We start from the raw sequence: 19211 nt of genomic DNA, 5'->3' as shown, positions 1-19211 counted from the left end.
AACGACGAGGGTTGTTGGCCGTAAGGTCTGCTCGACATACACGGAACCGTGGCCACGGGCGGCCTGTCTACGAGGAGGCAGGCCTCGTCCGTGAGCACGTGGTGAGCACGCACGAGGGGTTAGGGGTACGACGAGATGCGCGACCGGAGGACGACGAGATGACGGTGACCCTGGCGGACGTGGCGGCCCGCGCCCAGGTCTCCCCCGCGACGGTGTCGCGCGTGCTGAACGGGAACTACCCCGTCGCCGCCTCCACCCGCGAGCGGGTGCTGCGGGCGGTGGACGAGCTGGACTACGTACTGAACGGTCCCGCGAGCGCGCTGGCCGCGGCCACGTCCGACCTGGTCGGCATCCTGGTCAACGACATCGCCGACCCCTTCTTCGGGATCATGGCGAGCGCGATCCAGCTGGAGATCGGGGGTCCGGGCGGCCGGGCGGGCGGCGAGCGGCTGGCCGTGGTCTGCAACACCGGGGGCTCTCCGGAGCGCGAGCTGACGTATCTGACCCTGCTCCAGCGGCAGCGGGCGGCCGCGGTCGTGCTGACCGGCGGTGCCGTGGAGGACGCGCCGCACGCGGCGGCGGTCGCGGCGAAGCTGCGGAAGCTGGCGGACGCCGGGACACGGGTGGTGCTGTGCGGTCGGCCGCCGGCGCCGGACACGGGCGCGATCGCGCTGACCTTCGACAACCGCGGGGGCGGACGTGAGCTGACCGAGCACCTGATCGGGCTGGGGCATCGACGCCTCGGCTACATCGCGGGCCCGCAGGAGCGCACGACGACCCGGCATCGGCTGGAGGGCCACCGGGCCGCGCTCCAGGCGCACGGCATCGAGGAGGACCCGCGCTGGACGGTCTACGGCCGCTACGACCGGCAGTCGGGCTATGAGGCGACGCTGGAGCTGTTGCGCCGGGATCCGTCGCTGACGGCCGTGGTCGCGGCGAACGACTCCGTCGCGCTGGGGGCGTGTGCGGCGTTGCGGGATTCGGGGTTGCGGATTCCGGACGACGTGTCGGTGGCGGGCTTCGACGACCTTCCGTTCAGCATCGATGCGGTGCCTTCCCTTACGACGGTCAGGTTGCCGTTGTCGGACGCGGGGGCGCGGGCCGGGCGGATCGCGATGGGGCGGGAGGAGCCGCCGCCCGGGGGGATCGCGACGATTCGGGGGGAGCTGATGGTTCGGGGGTCTTCTGGGGGGCCTCGGGAGTAAGAGCTCCTGTGGGGTCCGACTTCGTGTGGGTCCGACCTCGTGTGGGTTCCGGCGGAGTGCGGTCCTGTGCGGCTGCCCTGTCATCGGACGATGGACACGATCTGGCAGGCGGCTTCCGCGAGTCGCAGGTCGCCGTCGGTGTGGGCACGGCTGAGCGCGTCGGCCGGTTCGATGCCGCGGACGCACAGGCGCCAGGCCGTCTCCGGGTCCAGGTGGACGAGGGCGGCGGGGCGGGCGAGGGGTGGCTCGGCCAGGGACCAGTTGCCCTCGGCAGTGGTGGCTGTCGCCGTCCAGGTTCCGCCGGCGGGGCCGTCCACGTGGACCTGGACCTGGGTGCCGACGGGCGCGGTGGTCTCGCGCAGGGTGTGCGGCAGGGCGCGCAGGAAGGTGTCCAGGACCACGGAGAGGGGCCTCGGGTCGGGGTCGGTGCCCTGGCCGGTGGCATGGCGGATCTGCTGGCGGTGGGTCCAGTACTCGGTGAACTCCCGTGCGGTGTCCAGCCACATCGGCGCCGGATCGACACCGGCCCAGGAGACCCCGATCGAGGGCGCCGCCGGGTCGGTGCCCTCGAAGAGGCGGGCCACCTGGGCGCCGACCAGCTCCAGGGTGTCGGTGAGCGCGGCGGGGCTGACCCTGGTGTGGGCGTCGACCCACTCCTGGTTGATGCGGTGGATGTACGCCGCCAAGTCCTCGCCGGGCGCGAAGCCGGGGCCCTCCCGGTGCCCGTCGCGGTGCCGGGCGAGGCGCCCGTAGCAGTCGCCCAGCACGTGCACGGCGACATCCCGCACGCCCCAGCCGGGCACCGCCTCCCGGGCCCAGTCGGCCGGGGCCAGTGCGCGCAGGGTGGCGATCAGGGCGGTGTGCTCGGGTGCGAAGAGGGGGCGGGCGTCGATCGGGGGGCCCAGCCAGGGGTGGTCGGGCGGTTCTGTGTGCTGCGGGTCCATGAACTCCAGGCTGGCGTCGCGGGGTTGGGTCGGCCACTGGATTTACCCGTCGACCGATTTATCCATCGCCGGAGTTGCCCGTCGTCGGGCCGGGTCGGAGTCAGCCGGAGTGGTGGGTGTGCTCATGCGGTCTGTGCCGGGCCGGTCATGGTGAGGGCCGCGAGTTCCGGGCGGGTGTCGGCGGTGCGGAGCTTGAGGGGGGTGAGGTCGATCGGGCGGGGTCGTGGTGTTGGGTCGGCCACCGGGTTTTGTGTGTTGCCGGGTTTGTTCGTGGTCGGAGTTGCCCGTCGTCGGGCCGGGTCGGAGTCAGCCGGAGTGGTGGGTGTGCTCATGCGGTCTGTGCCGGGCCGGTCATGGTGAGGGCCGCGAGTTCCGGGCGGGTGTCGGCGGTGCGGGGCTTGAGGGGGGTGAGGTCGATCGGGCGGGGTCGTGGTGTTGGGTCGGCCACCGGGTTTTGTGTGTTGCCGGGTTTGTTCGTGGTCGGAGTTGCCCGTCGTCGGGCCGGGTCGGAGTCAGCCGGAGTGGTGGGTGTGCTCATGCGGTCTGTGCCGGGCCGGTCATGGTGAGGGCCGCGAGTTCCAGGAAGGCGTTGGCGGTGCGGGGCTTGAGGCGGGTGAGGTCGATCGGGCGGGGGTCGGCCAGGTGGGGGTCGTAGGGGATGACGGTGGCGGCCGGAAAGTGGTCGAGGGCGCCGGAGCGGGCGATCTCGGCCGCGGACTGGTTGACCCCGGTGAGTGTCGCGGCGACGACGGCACGGTCGGCGAGGGTGCCCCAGCCGCGGTCGCGCAGGGTGTCGAGGATGTCCCCGGCGATGGCGAGCGTGTCCTCCCGGGCGGTGCAGCAGACGACGAGTTGGTCCGTGTGCTCCAGCACCACGTTCGCGGGGGCGTCGAGCCGGCTCGCCGCCCAGTCGGTGAGCACGACGGGGTAGTGCCGGGTCACCAGCGCCATGATGTGGCGGTACTCGTCGGCGTACGCCGGGCTCGGCGTGGCGCGCAGAGCGCGATGGGCGAGCACCTCCAGACCGGACGGCAGCAGGCTCGTGTGCCGGCGGATCTCCTCGTACGGGGCGTCCGCCGACAGCCGCGTCAGCTGGCGCGGGGTCGAGGACGCGTCCGGCGGCAGATGGACGTGCAGGTCACCGGCGGCCGGTGCGCCGTCCAGGGCCAGCACGGCCTGGTCGCGCAGCGCGACGAGGAGCGAACCCAGGACCACCGTCGTGGTCACCCGGCCGGAGTTGGACTGGGCGCCGACCAGGGCGACGCGCCTGCTGCGGGTGAGCGGACGCCGCACGGCCGCGAGTCTGGGGGCGCGCTCGCGGTTGCCGAAGCGGCCGAAGGACGGTTGCCGGGCGGCGGTCGCCCGTGACGGCACGCCGGGCCTTCGCGCGGGGAACCCGGCCTGCTCCGGCGGTGGTGCCGGGCTCGGCGTCAGCGGCGGCGCGCCCGCCGGTCCGCGTTCCGGCACCGGCGGTGCGGCCCCCGTCGCCGCCCCGCCTCGCATCGCCTGCGCGATCGCCACGTACTGCGCCAGCTTGTCGGCCACCTCGCTGGCCGCGGGGCGCGCCGTGGGATCGGGATCCAGGCACCTGAGCACGAGCTCTCGCAACGGCTGCCAGGTGTCGCCCGACCAGCGGTGCATGCCCTCGGGAGAGCCGGGGAACGGGGGCCGTGGACGGCTGCTGACCTGCCTCAGGAGCTCGCCGAGGTCCCTGATGTTGCCCTCTTTCGTGGGCGGGACGCCCGAGCCGTGGAACTCGCCGTCGACGGCACAGTCCGCCAGCCCCGTCAGCAGCACCGTCCGCTCCAGAACCACCACGGAGTCGGCCGAGAGGTCCGCGGGCACCAGTTCGTTGAGGTGGCAGACGCTCAGCGCGCTCGCCAGATGCCAGCCGAGCTGGAGGCTGGTGAGGATGTCGAAGGCGCCGGCCTGGTCGGGGCCGACGTACGCCAGAAGGTCGCTCAGGCGTGGCGGCTGGGCATGGGAGCCGCCCGCCGACGGGAACAGCCGCACGGCGATCCACCGGGTCCGGCCGTCCTGACCGGTGTCCAGCAGATCGGGCGCGTAGCGGCCGTCCAGCCGGGTCAGCGCCTTCGCCTCGGTGTCCAGCAACTGTGCGGTGGAGGCGGGCAGTTCGGGCCGTACGGTGCGCAGCGCCACCTCCGCGCCCCGCTGGTCCACGCCGAGGTAGACGACGGTACGGCGGCCCAGACGGCGCCCGCGCAGGTCGTAGTGGCCGAGACGGGTGGGGTCCTGCGGGGTGAGGGGGTTCCACACCGGGGGCCGTACCACCCGGGGTGGAGGTGCGGCCGCCGGGCCGGGGACGGTCACACCGAACCGGGCCATCAGCCGGCGTTCGACGGCGGTGAAGGACGGGAAGGCGGCCGGCAGCCGGTCCACGCCCTCGGGATGGGCGAGCCAGGCCGGGAAGTCCGGGGAGCGGCCCGCCAGTTGTTCCAGACGCCGCCCGATACGGCGTCCGGTGCGCAGCAGTTCGCCGCTCGGCACGGCGTCCAGCAGGGCCGTCTTGCTCTCCTCGGTGAAGTCGAAGACGCGGTGCTTGGCGGGCAGCGGCCCCGGTACGGGGGCGGGGTACGGGTGGATGAGACCGCCGAGGAAGACCTCCGCGAGATGCGTGGTGCGGGCCTCCCACGGCACCGCCGACTGCACCAGGCGCATCACCGGGACGGAGACCGGGGAGACCGCGGCCAGATGGGCGGCCAGCCGGTAGGCCTCGGGGGAGGCCGCGTCCCGGAAGTGCTGCAGGCTGCCCACCTCGCGGGGCGGCGCGACGGGACCGCGCTGCCAGGGGCGGGCCAGCAGCGGCAGCTCGACGGTCGTACCCGGTGACGTCAGGAGTTCGGCCCAGGTGCGCAGGGAGGCGGCCGTGGGCTGCAGGACCGGGATGGGGACGCCGGTGAACTCGGCGAGCTCCTTGGGCAGCACGCGGTCGGTGATGTGCCACGACGTGTTCGCGCCGCCCGGCCTTCGGGTGGTGGCCTGCCATCGGTCGGCCCGGATGCCGGAGCCGCCCCACAGGGCCGGCGGCAGGGTGTGCAGGACGGCCACCGGGCCACTGGCGGCCCACTCCAGCAGGATGTCGTGGACGGCACCGCCGCGCCATCCGGAGCCCATGCCGTCGCTCACCACGAGGACGAGGGTCTGGCCGGAGGGGTCGAGCAGCACCGAGGGGGACAGCACGGAGCTGTCCGGGTCGAAGGGGTGGCCGCGCAGCACGGGGGCGTCCACGGAGCGGGTGTCGATCCCGCGGACCTGGATCGACCGGAAGGCGCCGAGCCGTTGCAGGGTGGTCAGCAGCTCCGCCGTGAGCCGGTGCCACAGCAGCATCGACAGACCGTCGTCGACCACCACGACGAGGTTCAGCCAGCGCACCCGGGTGGGGCGCAGCACGACATCGGGCAACCGGGTCTCGGCCAGCTGGGCCGCCGTGGCCGCCTCGTCCAGTTCGCGCAGCCGGGGGCTCGGCCGCTTCCGTTTGAGGGGACGCAGCGCCCGCCCGATCACCAGCTCGTCGCGCAGGGCCTTCTCCTCCGGTACGAGCAGGGGGAGCGCCGGTTTGCCGCTGTCCGCAGCCGGGGGCAGCCGGGGCAGCTCGGGCAACTGCTGGGGCAGGGGTGCGGCGTGCAGCTCGGGCATCGTCAGGTCGGGCAGGTCCGAGCCGGGGGCCTCGCCGTCGGGCTCGGTGACGCGCTCGTCGGGGAGCGGCTGCTGCGGGGGCGGGGGCTGCGCGGGAATCCCGGCACCGCGCAGCAGGCGCCGCAGCGGCAGCTCACGGTCGTCCGGCGGCAGCCGACTGGCCAGCCACAGCACGTCCAGCACCTCATGGGCGTCGAGGTCGTACCCCGCACCCTTGAGCACGCCGAGCACCGCGCCCAGACGGTCGGCTCCGTCCGCCGGTGTCCGTCGACGTGGCCCCTCCCCGTCGGCCCCCCACCCCTCCCGCACCGGTCACACCGTCCCCGTCAGCTGGTGGAGCACCGCGTCGAGGAGGCCGTCGGCATCGAGGTCCACGCCGTTCGTGCGCAGGAAAACGGCGTTGAGGAGCTGGTCGGTGGCGAGTTCGCCGGGGGCGCGGCGGCGCAGGAAGGCCTGGAGGAGGTCGTCGACCTCGGGGAGGAGCTCGGGGCCGAGATGGGCGGCGACGATGGCCCGCAGGCGTTCCTCGTCCGGCATCGGCAGGTCCAGGCGGATGCAGCGGCGCAGGAACGCGGGCGGGAAGTCCCGCTCGCCGTTGCTGGTGATGACGACGATCGGGAACTCGGTGCACTGCACCCGGCCCTGATGGACCGTCACCCAGCCCTGGTGGTCGGCGGTGAGGACGTCCACGTCCGCCATCTCCTCGGGCAGCCGGGCCAGTTCGGGTATCTCGAAGACGCCCTCCTCGAACACCGTCAGCAGGTCGTTGGGCAGGTCCACGTCGCCCTTGTCCATCTCGTCGACCAGCAGCGCACGCGGCGTGGCCTGCGGCGCCAGCGCCGTGCCGAGCGGCCCGAGCCGGATGAAGCTGCCGATGCCGGGCTCCACGCCACCCCGGTCCCGGCTCAGCGTGGTCTCCCGCAGCCGCCCGATCGCGTCGTACTCGTACAGCGCCTCCTTCACGCCGGAGCGGCTGTTGACCGGCCAGCGCAGCAGCGCGCCGAGGCTCAGCTCATGCGCGACGGCTCGCGCCAGTGACGACTTGCCGGTGCCCGCGGGCCCCGTCACCAGCAGTGGCCGGCGCAGATGGAGCGCCGCGTTGACCACGTCCGCGTGCTCGCGGGCGATCAGATACGGCAGCGGCGCCCGATCCCCGTCCGACGCGCGGAAGCGGCGCCAGGGCGGGGCGGGCGGCATGGTGACCGAGCGCGGCACACCGTCCCCGCGGAAGATCCGCCAACTGCCGTTCGTCGAGGTGCTCATGGGTTCTCCTGAGGCTCTGCCAGATGCAGCCGGGGCACCGAACGGTCCGCGTCCGACCAGGCGACGACGGGACGACCGGAGAACTGCCGCGGACTGCCCAGGCTCATCGCCCGGTACGCCCGCGCCCCCTCCGGCAGGGTTCGTACGTGTACGGCGGACAGCCGGGCCACGGCATGCGAGCCCTGCCGCGTTCCGCGGTCCCAGATCACCACGGGCACCCCCATCATCAGACACGTCTGCACGATCTCGGCACGTGAGCGAGGGGGCACGTCGACGCAGACCCGGACGGCGTCCTTGTCCGCCAACAGGGCGCCGTACACCTCGTTCCGGCCTTGGGCGGGGTCGGCGAACGTCAGGGCGGCGTCCGAGTCGAGGCGTCTCCAGCGGTGGCGCCAGTCGGGATGGAAACGCTCGTGCCGGTGCAGGAGTTCCGGGCAGGTGACGACCACGGGGAACTCGGCGCCGAGCACGCCGGGCAGGTCGGCGGGTCCGAAGGCGCCGGGCCCGTCGTCGAAGCCGCCGCCCCACTCGTCGACGGGCAGGTCCAGCCCGTCCCGGTCGACGTGCACCTCCAGGACGGGCCGGCCGCGGTCGGGAGCGGCCCGGTACAGCGACTCCAGGGCCTTGAGCAGCTCGCGCGCCGCCTGCGCCCCGCTGCGCACCGTCTCGCCGTCCACGGAGGTCTGCCGCGGACCGGTGCCCTCGTCGCACCACACCCGCAGCCGGTACCGGTCCGCGCCGGCCCGCTCCACATGGGCCGACACCCACGCCGGAGCGGTCAGCTCGCGCTGCGCCCGGGCCCACTCCTCGGCGTCGGTGCGGCGCTCCGCGAGGGACGCGCGGGGAATGCTCAGCCGGTCGACGACGGCGTCCGTCCACAGGCGCAGGGACGCCTGCGGCCCGAGCGGACACAGCGCGGCGAGGTACTCGATCACCCGGAGCAGTCCAGGCACCCGCAGCCCGTCCGCATCGGTACGGCTGTCGCCCGACAGGCTCTCCAGGTGGTCGAGGAGGCCCTTGACCGTGTCGCCGCCGGGGAAGGTGGCGGCCAGGGGCAGGGCGGCCCGCACCACCTCGGGGAGCCGGGCCCGCAGCCCTGCGGACAGGCCGTCCAGCTGGTTCACCAGCCTGTGGTGCTCGCGCGGCGACAGCAGCTTCGGCACCCGGGACATCCGGCCGACGGCGATCAGGTCCGGTACGGCACCCGGTTCCTGCCGGTGCAGCACCTCGACGAGCGCGGCCAGCGCCCGGGGCTCGGTCAGCAGCAGGCTCGCGAACTCCTCCGGGGTGGGCGCGGTGAGGCCGCCACCGGGATGGTCGTAGCCGCAGCGCTCCGCCACGGCGCGGGCGTGGTCGCCGCGCAGTGTCGGCGACGGCATGAGGCGGTACAGGAGGTCGACCAGCACCGGCAGCGCCGGATCGTCCAGATCGGGCACTGGCGCCTCGAAGAGCTCGGCCGCGCCGGCGGCCCGTAACTCCGCCTCGACGCGCTGCCAGGGGATGCCCCAGCTGCGCCGGGCGATGTGCTGGGAGCTGAACGGCAGCGGCCGGCCGGTCGTCCGCTCGGCGGGCGGCATGACGTGGCCCGCCACGAGGCCCACCACGGCGTTGTCCCCGACCGACCACAGCGGACTGCCGCTGTAGGAGGGCCCGATGGCCATGCCGGTGGCGTCGCCGTCCAGGTAGCCGAAGGCCTCGTCGCAGGTCTTGACCCGCACGTCCGCGAAGGTGTGGCTCAACCCGGTGCCGTGCCAGGCGCGCAGGGACTGGCCGATCGTCATCGGCCGCCACTGCGGTGCCGGGACCTGCCGGCTCGGTACGGTCTCCAGCCGCAGGACGGCCAGGTCGCCGAGCCACTCGTGGTCCTCGGTCTCCGACACGCCCGGTGTGCCGTCGCGGCGGCGTGCGGGCACCCAGTAGGCGACGCGGGTGTCGTAGCGGACCGTCGTGGACGGACCGTGCAGCACGATCGGGACCTTGTCGTCGGCCGGGCGACGGGGATCGAACGGGGCCCGGCCCAGCGCGTCGTTGACGACGTGGGCGCAGGTCAGCAGCTGGTCCCGGGTGAGCAGGACGCCCGCCCCCACACTCCGTCCGCCGGCGGTCCCCAGTACGGAGACCACACAGTGCCGTGGATCGGCGGAGGCCGACCGGTCCGCCCTCACGAACCAGCCCATGCGTCAGTCCGTGGCCTGCGTGGCCTGCGTGGCCTGCGTGGCCTGCGTGGCCTGCGTGGCCTGCGTGGCCTGCGCGGGCTGCCAGGTGGCCGAGACGGTCAGATGGGCCTGCCCGCTGCCCCCGACGATGCCGAGCTTGAGATCGTGCCCCACCTGCACACCGAAGGTGACGCTCACCTCCTGCGGTGGACGTTCGGAGGCCACCACCGCCTCGTGCACCTCCTGCAGGAACGGTCCGAGCGGCCGCAGGGTGCTGCGCAGCGTGTCGACCGCGAGGGTGGCCGCCGTACGACCGCCACGGGACACGGGGACGGTGCTGCCCATGCCGTCCGGGAGGTCGTCGGCCGGTTCCTCGGGGGCGATCCATCCGTCCCCCGGAGCGAGCTGGAACCGCACGGATGTCCCGTCGGCGAGTTGGAGTTCGCTGAAGTCCGACACCCTTGCCATTGTGCCGATCACGGGTCGAAAGGAGACCCTGTTCGACGAGATCCGAGGGCCGCTACTTCTTCGCGGCCCTCTTCGTGAGCACCGCCAGCACCGCCGGAATCAACGTCTCCACGACCCGTGACACGGCGGCCGGCGGCAGCCCCGTCCGCCCGGCGACCGCGCGCGCGACCGACCCGGCCTCCTCCGCCAGCACCCCGGCCATCAGGCCGCCGGTGGCGAAGCCGCCCACGGTGGCCACGCCGGTGAGCGGGGCATCGTGCGGGGTGGCCACGGTCTCCGCCTCGCCGGACAGGGCCGACACCGTCGTACACACCATCTGCCGGGCACCGGGCTCGTCGGTGCCCAGGAGCACCGCGATGTCGCCGATCCGGTCGTCGCCGAGCTCGTCGAGCACGTCGTTCTGTAGGGATGTGAGGGGGTTTTCGTCTACCTCTGACATATCTGAAACGCTACGTCTGTCCAGATTTCCGGGCATTTCGAAGGCGTCGAGACGCGCCGGAAAAAAATCCGCGGAGACCGTACAACCCTTCCCCCACCTTGCGGGTCGTACTTGGCATCAGGACTTCTGGAGGGGGATCCGGGGGGATCGCGGGGGTTCTGATTGGGGAGGGAAACCCGAGGGGCTCGGTCGACGGACCGGGCCCCTCGAAACGTTCCTACGGTTTTCCTGACGCTCCTACGGCCTTCTGCGCTCGGCAGGTCAGAAGAAGACCCCGCAGCGCAGCAGCACATTCGCGTACGGCCGTGCCTCCCCGGTCCGTACGACCAGCCGCGCCCCGGCCGACAGCTCCTTGAGCCGCTCGTGCGTGACCAGCTCCAGCCCGGGAAACTCGCCCTCCAGCAGCGCGGCCGCCGCCGGATTGGCCTCGCGTATCTCCTGCGCCGCAGTCGCGCCCTCCACCGTCAGCTCGGCCAGCAGACCGTCCAGCACCTCGGCGAAGGACGGCACCCCGGCCCTAAAGGCCAGGTCGACGACCCGCGGGCCGTCGGGTATCGGCATGCCGGCGTCGCACACCAGCACACCGTCGCCGTGGCCCAGCTCGGCGAGGGCGCCGGAGAGGTGACGGTTCAGGATTCCGGCCTTCTTCACAGGACCCCGACCTCCGCCGCCGTCGGGAACGACTCCTGCGCGCCCTCCTTCGTGACCGCCGCCGCCCCGACCCGGGCCGCGTACGCCGCCGCGTCGGCCAGGGCCGAGCCCGTCCCGAGCTTCCAGGCCAGCGCGGCCGTGAACGCGTCGCCCGCGCCCGTCGTGTCCACCGCGTCCACCTTCACGGACGCAACCCGCGTCACCCCCTCCGCGGAGGCCACCAGGGCACCCTCGGCGCCCAGGGTCACGACCACCGAGCGGGGGCCCTTGGCGAGCAGGATCCGTGCCCAGTCCTCGGGGGTGTCGCCGACCGCGGAGTCGCCGAGGATCACCTTCGCCTCGTGCTCGTTCACGATCAGCGGGTCGCAGGCCGCCAGCACCTCGGCGGGCAGCGGGCGGGGCGGGGAGGGGTTGAGGACGAAGCGGCCGCCGTCCGCCAGGCTGCGCACGACCTCGACGACCGTCTCCAGCGGGATCTCCAGCTGGGCCGAGACCACCCGGGACGCCTGGAAGAGGCTCGCGGCGGCCCGTACGTCCTGCGGCGTGAGCCGTCCGTTGGCGCCGGGTGAGACCACGATGCTGTTGTCCCCGGACGGGTCCACCGTGATCAGCGCGACGCCGGTCGGTGCGTCGCCGACCAGGACGCCCACCGTGTCGACACCGGCCGCCCGCTGCGAGTCGAGCAGCAGCCGGCCGTGCGCGTCGTCGCCGACCCGGGCCAGCAGGGCCGTACGGGCCCCGAGCCGGGCGGCGGCGACCGCCTGGTTCGCGCCCTTGCCGCCCGGGTGGACGGCCAGATCGGAGCCGAGCACGGTCTCGCCGGCCCCCGGCCGACGCTCGACGCCGATCACCAGGTCGGCGTTGGCCGACCCTACGACCAGGAGGTCGTAGTCGTACATGAGTTGCTCCCCTGGTTGGTCCTCGTAATGAGTTGACCTGGTTGGTCCCCGTAGTGAAAGCCGAGGCGGGCGGATCCCGTCCAGGACCCGCCCGCCCGTCGTTCTCAGCCCGTGAAGCCGGCCGCGTTCTCCTTCGTGACCACCTTCACCGGCACCATCACCGCCTTCTCGACCTTGTCGCCCGCGGCGGCCTTCACCGCGTTCTGCACGGCGATCCTGCCGAGCTCCGTCGGCTGCTGCGCCACCGACGCGTACAGCGTGCCCGCTTCGACGGCCTTGAGACCGTCCGCGGTTCCGTCGAAGCCGATGACCTGGACGGACTTGCCGGCCTTGGCGCCCAGTGCCTTGATCGCGCCGAGGGCCATCTCGTCGTTCTCGGCGAAGACGCCGTCGATGTCGGGGTTGGCCTGGAGCAGGTTGGCCATGACGTCCAGGCCCTTGGTGCGGTCCCAGTCGGCGGGCTGCTTGGCGACGACCTCGATGCCCGGGTAGGCCTTCAGGCCCTCGGCGAAGCCCGAGCCGCGCTCACGGCTGGCGGAGGTGCCCGCCTGGCCCTGCAGGATCACGATCTTGCCCTTGCCGCCCAGCTTCTCGGCGAGTGCCTTGGCGGCGAGCTTGCCGCCGGTGACGTTGTCGGAGGCGACGAGCGCGGCGGTGGTGGCGTTGTTGACCGAGCGGTCGACGGCGACGAGCGGGATGTCCGCCTTGTTGACCGCTTTCGCCGCCGGGGTCACCGCGTCGGAGTCCACCGGGTTGACGATGATCGTGCCGAGGCCCTCACTGGTGAAGTTCTGCAGCTGGTTGGCCTGCTGCGAGGCGTCGTTCTGGGCGTCGGTGACGGTCAGGTCCACGCCCAGCTTCTTCGCCTCGGCCTGCGCACCGGAGCGGATCGACACGAAGAACGGGTTGTTGAGGGTCGACAGCGACAGACCGATCTTCTGCGTCTTCGACGCGTCCGCGGAGCCGCTGTGCAGGAAGGAGCCGGCCCCGACGATCGCCGCCGCGACCACGGCCGCGAGCACGTACGTCGTCGCCTGCTTGCCCTTGCTGCCACCGGTACCGGCCGCCACCGGGGTCTCCCCCGCCTTGCGCCGCACGGTGTCCAGGAGCACGGCGAGCGCGATCACGACACCGATGACGACCTGCTGCCAGAAGGCGGACACGGACAGCAGGTTGAGGCCGTTCCTGAGCACCGCCAGGATCAGCGCGCCGATCAGAGTGCCCGACGCCTTGCCCGTACCACCGGCCAGCGAGGCACCGCCGATGACGACCGCGGCGATCGCGTCCAGCTCGTAGCCCTGCGCGGCCTGCGGCTGCGCGGAGGACAACCGGGCGGCGAGCACGATGCCCGCGGCGGCCGCGAACAGACCGGAGAAGGCGTAGATCGCGAGCTTCTGCTTCTTCACCCGCAGACCGGAGAGGCGGGCCGCCTCCTCGTTGCCGCCGATCGCGTACATCGAGCGTCCGATGTACGTCCGGCCGAGCACGAACGCCGTGATCAGGCCCATGCCGACCATCACGAGCACCGGCACCGGCAGCCAGCCGCCGAGCGTGTCACCGAGGTGCGAGACCGAGTCGGGGAAGGCGATGGGGGAGCCCTGCGAGATCACCAGGGACAGGCCGCGGGCCACCGAGAGCATGGCGAGCGTCGCGATGAACGGCGGCAGTTTGCCGTACGAGATCAGGAAGCCGTTGACCAGGCCGCACGCTATGCCGGTCGCGATGGCGAGCAGGACCGCCAGGAAGACCGGCACGCCCTCCGAAGTCGCGCTCCAGGCGAGGACGGTGGCCGACAGGGCCGCCACCGAGCCGACCGACAGGTCGATGCCCGCCGAGACGATCACGAAGGTCACACCGAAGGCGAGGATGGCGGTCACGGCCGCCTGGACGCCGACGTTGAGGAGGTTGTCCGTCGTCATGAAGTCGCCGGACAGCGCCGACATCGCGATGACGAGGACGATCAGCGCGGTCAGCGCGCCGTTGTCGAGCAGGAGGCGGCGAAGCCCCGAGGCGCCACTCGCGCCCGGCTTGCTCTTGAGCGTGTCAGTGGCCACGGGAGGCCTCCGTTCCGGTCTTGTCGTTCGTGGGGTTGGAGACGGCGAGGGCCATCACGGCGTCCTGGGTGGCCTCGTCGGCGGGGAGTTCACCAGCGATCCGGCCCTGGGCCATGACCAGGACCCGGTCGCTCATGCCGAGCACCTCGGGCAGATCGCTGGAGATCATGAGTACGGCGGCACCGGCGGCCGTCAGTTCGTTGATGAGCTGGTAGATCTCGACCTTGGCGCCGACGTCGATCCCGCGCGTGGGCTCGTCGAGGATCAGCACCTTGGTGTCGGCGAGGAGCCACTTGCCGATGACGACCTTCTGCTGGTTGCCGCCGGACAAAGTCCTTACGTGCTGCTGGAGTCCGGCCATCCGTACGCCCAGCTGCTCGGCGATCCGGGCGGCGGCCTCCCGCTGGCCCTTGAGATCGACGAGCCCCGCGCGCGTGGCCGAGCGCAGCGTCACCAGACCGAGGTTCTCCTCGACGGACGCGTCCAGGACGAGACCCTGGCCCTTGCGGTCCTCGGGGATCAGCCCGATACCGGCCGACATGGCGGAGTTGACGTCGTGGCCCTTCAGGGGCGCCCCGGAGACCTTCACGCTGCCCTTGTCGTACGGGTCCGCGCCGAACACGGCCCGCACGACCTCGGTACGACCGGCGCCCACGAGCCCGGCGATCCCGACGACCTCACCGGCGTGCACCTCGAAGGAGACGTCGTGGAAGACGCCGTCGCGGGTGAGCCCCTCGACCGACAGCAACGCGGCGCCCTTCTCGGGCATTTCACGCGGGTACTGCTGTTCGATGGACCGCCCCACCATGAGGCGTACGAGCTCGTCCTCGGGCGTGGCGGCAGGCACCTGCCCGACGGACTTGCCGTCGCGGATGACGGTGACCCGGTCGCCGAGGGCGGCGATCTCTTCGAGGTGATGCGTGATGAAGACGACCCCGACGCCGTCCTCGCGCAGCTTGCGCACGATCGCGAAGAGCTTCTCCACCTCTTCCGAGGTGAGCACGGCCGTCGGCTCGTCCATGATCAGCACGCGCGCGTTCAGGCTGAGCGCCTTCGCGATCTCGACCATCTGCAGGCGGGCGATGCCGAGTTCACGGACACGCGCACGTGGCGACACGTTCACGCCCACGCGCGCGAGGAGGACCTCGGCGTCGGCCTCCATCCTCTTCCGGTCGATCATCCCGAAGCGGCGCGGCTGGCGTCCCAGGAAGATGTTCTCGGCGACCGTCAGATCGGGAACGAGGTTGAACTCCTGGTAGATGGTGGCGATCCCGAGGCGCTCGGAGTCCTGCGCACCGTGGATGCGCGTCTCCTCACCGCCGACCAGGATCCGCCCGGCGTCGGGCGTGTAGGCGCCGGAGAGCATCTTGATGAGGGTGCTCTTGCCCGCGCCATTCTCGCCGAGCAGCACATGCACCTCGCCCCGGCGCAGATCGAAGTCGACGCCGTCCAGCGCGACCACGCCCGGGAAGGCCTTCCGTATGCCCTCGATGCGCAGCAACTCGTCCGCGTTGCTCACGACTGGCTCCTGTTCGTTACGGGGGACGGCTCCGAGGGAGCCGGTGGTTCGCCGCACGAGCGGCGTACGACGAGACGGGCGGGGAGGGTGACGGACTCGCCGGGGCGGCCCTCGATGCGGTCGACCAGGGCCCGTACGGCGGCCCGGCCCAGCTCGCCCGTCGGCTGGGCGATCGCGGTGATCGGCGGATCGGTGTGCACGAACCACCGGATGTCGTCGAACGCCGCGAGCGCGAGGTCGTCCGGCACGCGCAGCCCACGCGCGCGTACGGCGTCCAGCGCGCCGAGCGCCATCAGGTTGTCGGCCGCGAACACGACCTCGGGCGGCTCGGGCAGGTCGAGGAAGCCCTCGGTGACCTGCCGCCCGCTCTCGGCCTGGAAGTCGCCCTGCCCTATGTAGGCGTCGGGGAGTTCGAGCCCGTACGCGCCGAGCGCCTCCCGGAAGGCCTCCACCCGCTCCCGCCCGGTCGTGGTCGCCGCCGGTCCCGCGATGATCGCGAGCCGCCGGTGCCCGAGCCCGTGCAGATGGGCCACGAGGTCCCGTACGGCGGCCCGCCCGTCCGATCGCACCACCGGCACGTCCACGCCCGGGATCCACCGGTCCACGAAGACCATCGGCGTCCCCGCGCGCGCGGCGTCCAGCATCAGCGGCGAGCCGCCGTCGGTGGGGGAGACCAGCAGTCCGTCGATACGGCGGTCCAGCAGGTTCCGCACGTGGTGGTCCTGGAGGTCGGGCCGCTCGTCGGCGTTGCCGATGATGACGCTGTAGCCGAGCGCGCGGGCTTCCTCCTCGACGGAGCGGGCCAGTTCGGTGAAGTAGGGGTTCAGCACGTCGCTGATGACCAGGCCGAGGGTGTGGGTCTGGTCGGTGCGCAGGGAGCGGGCGACGGCGTTCGGGCGGTAGCCCAGGGTCTCGACGGCGGCCAGCACGCGCGTGCGTGCCTCGGCGCTGACCGACGGATGGTCGTTCAGGACGCGCGAGACCGTGGCGACGGAGACGCCCGCCTCGGCAGCGACGTCCTTGATGCTCGCCATCGCCGCTCCACCTCCTCGTGGATCGTTCGTGGAGTCGATGGCCGGTCCTTGTGGAATCGATTACATCGACGTGTACGGAGGATTGGAATCGATTACACGGGGGTTAATCAAGCCCTCAACCACATCCCGAAACCGGATCGTGATGTCGCGGCGCACTCCGGGCCGGTCCAGGCTGGAGGTGCACGGGGCGTTTCCTCGAGGCCCGCGCGGGCCGGAGCGGAGGAGTCATGACGGCAGCGACTCGCGACGACGTACCCGTCGCCCTCGCGGGCGAGGGCGTGGAGGTGCGCACCAAGCCCATGGGCGGCGGCATGTCCGTCGGCTACATCCGTCTGCCCGAGGGCACGGACATGGGCCCCGCCCTCAAAGGCCTCGACGGCGACGCCTGCCAGTGCCCGCACTGGGGCTACCTGTTGAAGGGCCGGCTGCGGATGCTGACCCCCGAGGGCGAGGAGTACTACGAGGCGGGGCAGGCCTACTACTGGGCGCCCGGCCACGTACCCGTGGCCTTGGAGGACTGCGAGTTCGTGGAGTTCTCGCCGACCGAGGACTTCCAGCAGGTGATCGACCACGTGACGGCGCAGGCGGGGTGACCGGCGGGGCGCCGCCCTGTCCACAGGCCGTCCGCGTTGTCGGACCCGGGCGGTAGCGTCGGATCATGTCCAATCAGGCGGGGAGCGACGAGCGGCGAGCGGCGGTACTCGAAGGCGTCCTGGAGCGCATCACGTACGCCAACGAGGAGAACGGCTACACGGTCGCCCGGGTCGACACCGGCAGAGGGGCGGGCGACCTCCTCACGGTCGTCGGCGCGCTGCTCGGCGCCCAGGTCGGCGAGTCGCTGCGGATGGAGGGCCGTTGGGGCTCCCACCCCCAGTACGGCAAGCAGTTCACCGTCGAGAACTACACCACCGTCCTCCCGGCCACCGTCCAGGGCATCCGCCGCTATCTCGGCTCCGGCCTGGTCAAGGGCATCGGCCCGGTCTTCGCCGACCGCATCACCCAGCACTTCGGCCTGGACACCCTGAAGATCATCGAGGAGGAGCCCAAGCGGCTCATCGAGGTCCCCGGCCTCGGCCCCAAGCGGACCAAGAAGATCGCCGACGCCTGGGACGAGCAGAAGGCGATCAAGGAGGTCATGCTCTTCCTCCAGACGGTCGAGGTCTCGACGTCGATCGCCGTGCGCATCTACAAGAAGTACGGCGACGCCTCGATCTCCGTCGTGAAGAACCAGCCGTACCGGCTGGCGGCCGACGTCTGGGGCATCGGCTTCCTCACCGCCGACAAGATCGCCCAGTCCGTCGGCATCCCGCACGACAGCCCGGAGCGGGTGAAGGCAGGCCTGCAGTACGCGCTGTCGCAGGCCACCGACCAGGGCAACTGCTACCTCCCCGAGGAGCAGTTGATCGCGGACGCGGTGAAGCTGCTCCAGGTCGACACCGGGCTCGTCATCGAGTGCCTCGGGGAGCTGGCCCAGGTCCCCGAGGACGGCGGCGACCCCGGTGTCGTACGGGAGAAGGTGCCCGGTCCCGACGGCGACTCGGAGCCCGTGACCGCCGTCTACCTCGTCCCCTTCCATCGGGCCGAACTCTCCCTCTCCGCCCAGCTGTTGCGCCTGCTGCGCACCGACGAGGACCGGATGCCGGGCTTCCGTGACGTGACCTGGGACAAGGCCCTGGGCTGGCTGAAGAGCCGTACGGGCGCCGACCTCGCCCCCGAGCAGGAGCAGGCGGTGCGCCTCGCGCTCACCGAGAAGGTCGCCGTCCTCACCGGAGGCCCCGGCTGCGGAAAGTCCTTCACGGTCCGCTCGATCGTGGAGCTGGCCCGCGCCAAGAAGGCCAGGGTCGTGCTGGCCGCCCCCACGGGACGCGCCGCCAAGCGCCTCGCCGAGCTCACCGGCGCCGAGGCCTCCACCGTCCACCGCCTCCTGGAGCTCAAGCCGGGCGGCGACGCGGCGTACGACCGGGACCGCCCGCTCCAGGCCGACCTGGTGGTGGTCGACGAGGCGTCCATGCTGGACCTGCTGCTCGCCAACAAGCTGGTCAAAGCCGTACCGCCGGGCGCGCATCTGCTCTTCGTCGGGGACGTGGACCAGCTGCCCAGCGTCGGTGCGGGGGAGGTGCTCCGGGACCTCCTGGCGGACGGCGGCCCGATCCCCGCCGTACGCCTGACCCGCGTCTTCCGCCAGGCCCAGCAGTCCGGCGTGGTGACCAACGCGCACCGGATCAACGCCGGGCAGCACCCGGTCACGGACGGCATGAAGGACTTCTTCCTCTTCGTCGAGGACGACACGGAGGCGGCCGGACGGCTCACGGTGGACGTGGCGGCCCGCCGCATTCCGGCCAAGTTCGGTCTCGACCCGCGCCGGGACGTCCAGGTCCTGGCCCCCATGCACCGAGGGCCGGCCGGCGCGGGCAATCTGAACGGCCTGCTCCAGCAGGCCATCAGCCCCGGCCGCCCCGATCTGGCGGAGAAGCGGTTCGGCGGGCGGGTCTTCCGCGTCGGCGACAAGGTCACCCAGATTCGCAACAATTACGAGAAGGGGAAGAACGGCGTCTTCAACGGCACGGTGGGCGTGGTCACCTCGCTCGACCCGGTCGACCAGCGGCTCACGGTGCTGACGGACGAGGACGAGGAGGTTCCGTACGAATTCGATGAACTGGACGAACTGGCGCACGCGTACGCGGTGACGATCCACCGTTCACAGGGAAGTGAATATCCCGCTGTGGTGATCCCCGTCACCACCGGAGCATGGATGATGCTCCAGCGGAACCTGCTGTACACGGCGGTGACCCGCGCCAAGCGCCTGGTCGTCCTCGTGGGTTCACGCAAGGCGATCGGCCAGGCGGTGCGCACGGTGTCGGCGGGCCGGCGCTGCACGGCGCTCGACTTCCGGCTCGCGGGCTCCTGACCCTGTTTCCGCCC

The 19211-nt window shown here is 72.2% G+C and carries 14 protein-coding genes; 3 read left to right on the top strand and 11 right to left on the bottom strand.

Going from position 1 to position 19211, the window contains the following annotated elements; genetic code table 11:
* Positions 1-158: 158 nt before the first annotated feature.
* Entirely contained in the window at positions 159-1205 is a 1047-nt protein-coding gene (locus PBV52_RS16395) for a LacI family DNA-binding transcriptional regulator (RefSeq protein ID WP_274239110.1), read from the top strand.
* Positions 1206-1285: 80 nt separating this feature from the next.
* On the opposite strand, the gene PBV52_RS16390 is transcribed toward PBV52_RS16395, so the two are convergent.
* The 11 genes from PBV52_RS16390 to PBV52_RS16340 all read right to left on the bottom strand — a co-directional run bounded on the left by PBV52_RS16390 (position 1286) and on the right by PBV52_RS16340 (position 16289).
* Positions 1286-2149 (bottom strand): maleylpyruvate isomerase family mycothiol-dependent enzyme, encoded by an 864-nt coding sequence (locus PBV52_RS16390; protein WP_274239109.1) that lies wholly within the window; start codon positions 2147-2149, stop codon positions 1286-1288.
* Positions 2150-2683: 534 nt separating this feature from the next.
* On the bottom strand, positions 2684-6115 hold the full coding sequence (locus PBV52_RS16385) for an SAV_2336 N-terminal domain-related protein (protein WP_274239108.1): 3432 nt from the start codon (positions 6113-6115) through the stop codon (positions 2684-2686).
* 3 nt (positions 6116-6118) lie between these two features.
* Positions 6119-7069, bottom strand: coding sequence for a MoxR family ATPase (locus PBV52_RS16380; RefSeq protein WP_274239107.1), 951 nt, complete (start codon positions 7067-7069; stop codon positions 6119-6121).
* The gene (locus tag PBV52_RS16375; RefSeq protein WP_274239106.1) at positions 7066-9246 is read right to left on the bottom strand and encodes a trypsin-like peptidase domain-containing protein; all 2181 of its coding nucleotides are present in this window, start codon (positions 9244-9246) and stop codon (positions 7066-7068) included. Before PBV52_RS16375 ends, PBV52_RS16380 begins: the two co-directional genes overlap by 4 nt.
* Positions 9247-9249: 3 nt before the next feature.
* Positions 9250-9684 carry a CU044_2847 family protein gene (locus tag PBV52_RS16370; protein WP_274239105.1) on the bottom strand — a complete coding sequence of 145 codons (435 nt, stop codon included), beginning with the start codon at positions 9682-9684 and terminating at the stop codon, positions 9250-9252.
* Positions 9685-9745: 61 nt separating this feature from the next.
* Positions 9746-10132, bottom strand: a complete 387-nt coding sequence (locus PBV52_RS16365) for a DUF937 domain-containing protein (RefSeq protein ID WP_274239104.1) — start codon at positions 10130-10132, stop codon at positions 9746-9748.
* A 261-nt stretch (positions 10133-10393) separates the two neighbouring features.
* On the bottom strand, positions 10394-10783 hold the full coding sequence (gene rbsD, locus PBV52_RS16360) for a D-ribose pyranase (protein ID WP_274239103.1): 390 nt from the start codon (positions 10781-10783) through the stop codon (positions 10394-10396).
* Complete coding sequence (locus tag PBV52_RS16355) at positions 10780-11682, bottom strand: ribokinase (protein WP_274239102.1); 903 nt, start codon at positions 11680-11682, stop codon at positions 10780-10782. Before PBV52_RS16355 ends, rbsD begins: the two co-directional genes overlap by 4 nt.
* Before the next feature lie 104 nt (positions 11683-11786).
* Positions 11787-13736, bottom strand: coding sequence for a substrate-binding domain-containing protein (locus tag PBV52_RS16350; RefSeq protein ID WP_274239101.1), 1950 nt, complete (start codon positions 13734-13736; stop codon positions 11787-11789).
* On the bottom strand, positions 13726-15255 hold the full coding sequence (locus PBV52_RS16345; protein WP_274239100.1) for a sugar ABC transporter ATP-binding protein: 1530 nt from the start codon (positions 15253-15255) through the stop codon (positions 13726-13728). The genes PBV52_RS16350 and PBV52_RS16345 overlap by 11 nt, the downstream gene beginning before the upstream one ends.
* Complete coding sequence (locus PBV52_RS16340) at positions 15252-16289, bottom strand: LacI family DNA-binding transcriptional regulator (protein ID WP_274239099.1); 1038 nt, start codon at positions 16287-16289, stop codon at positions 15252-15254. Before PBV52_RS16340 ends, PBV52_RS16345 begins: the two co-directional genes overlap by 4 nt.
* Positions 16290-16516: 227 nt before the next feature.
* Here PBV52_RS16340 and PBV52_RS16335 point away from each other — a divergent pair, with 227 nt between their 5' ends.
* A complete protein-coding gene (locus tag PBV52_RS16335) occupies positions 16517-16882 on the top strand; it encodes a hypothetical protein (protein ID WP_274239098.1) in 366 nt (121 codons plus the stop codon).
* 65 nt (positions 16883-16947) lie between these two features.
* A complete protein-coding gene (locus PBV52_RS16330; RefSeq protein WP_274239097.1) occupies positions 16948-19197 on the top strand; it encodes an ATP-dependent RecD-like DNA helicase in 2250 nt (749 codons plus the stop codon).
* Positions 19198-19211 lie beyond the last annotated feature (14 nt).

This window comes from Streptomyces sp. T12 (assembly GCF_028736035.1).
In the GTDB taxonomy this organism is placed as follows: domain Bacteria; phylum Actinomycetota; class Actinomycetes; order Streptomycetales; family Streptomycetaceae; genus Streptomyces.
The sequence above is the reverse complement of the archived record's forward strand: the minus strand, read 5'-3'. Positions and strand labels throughout refer to the sequence as shown.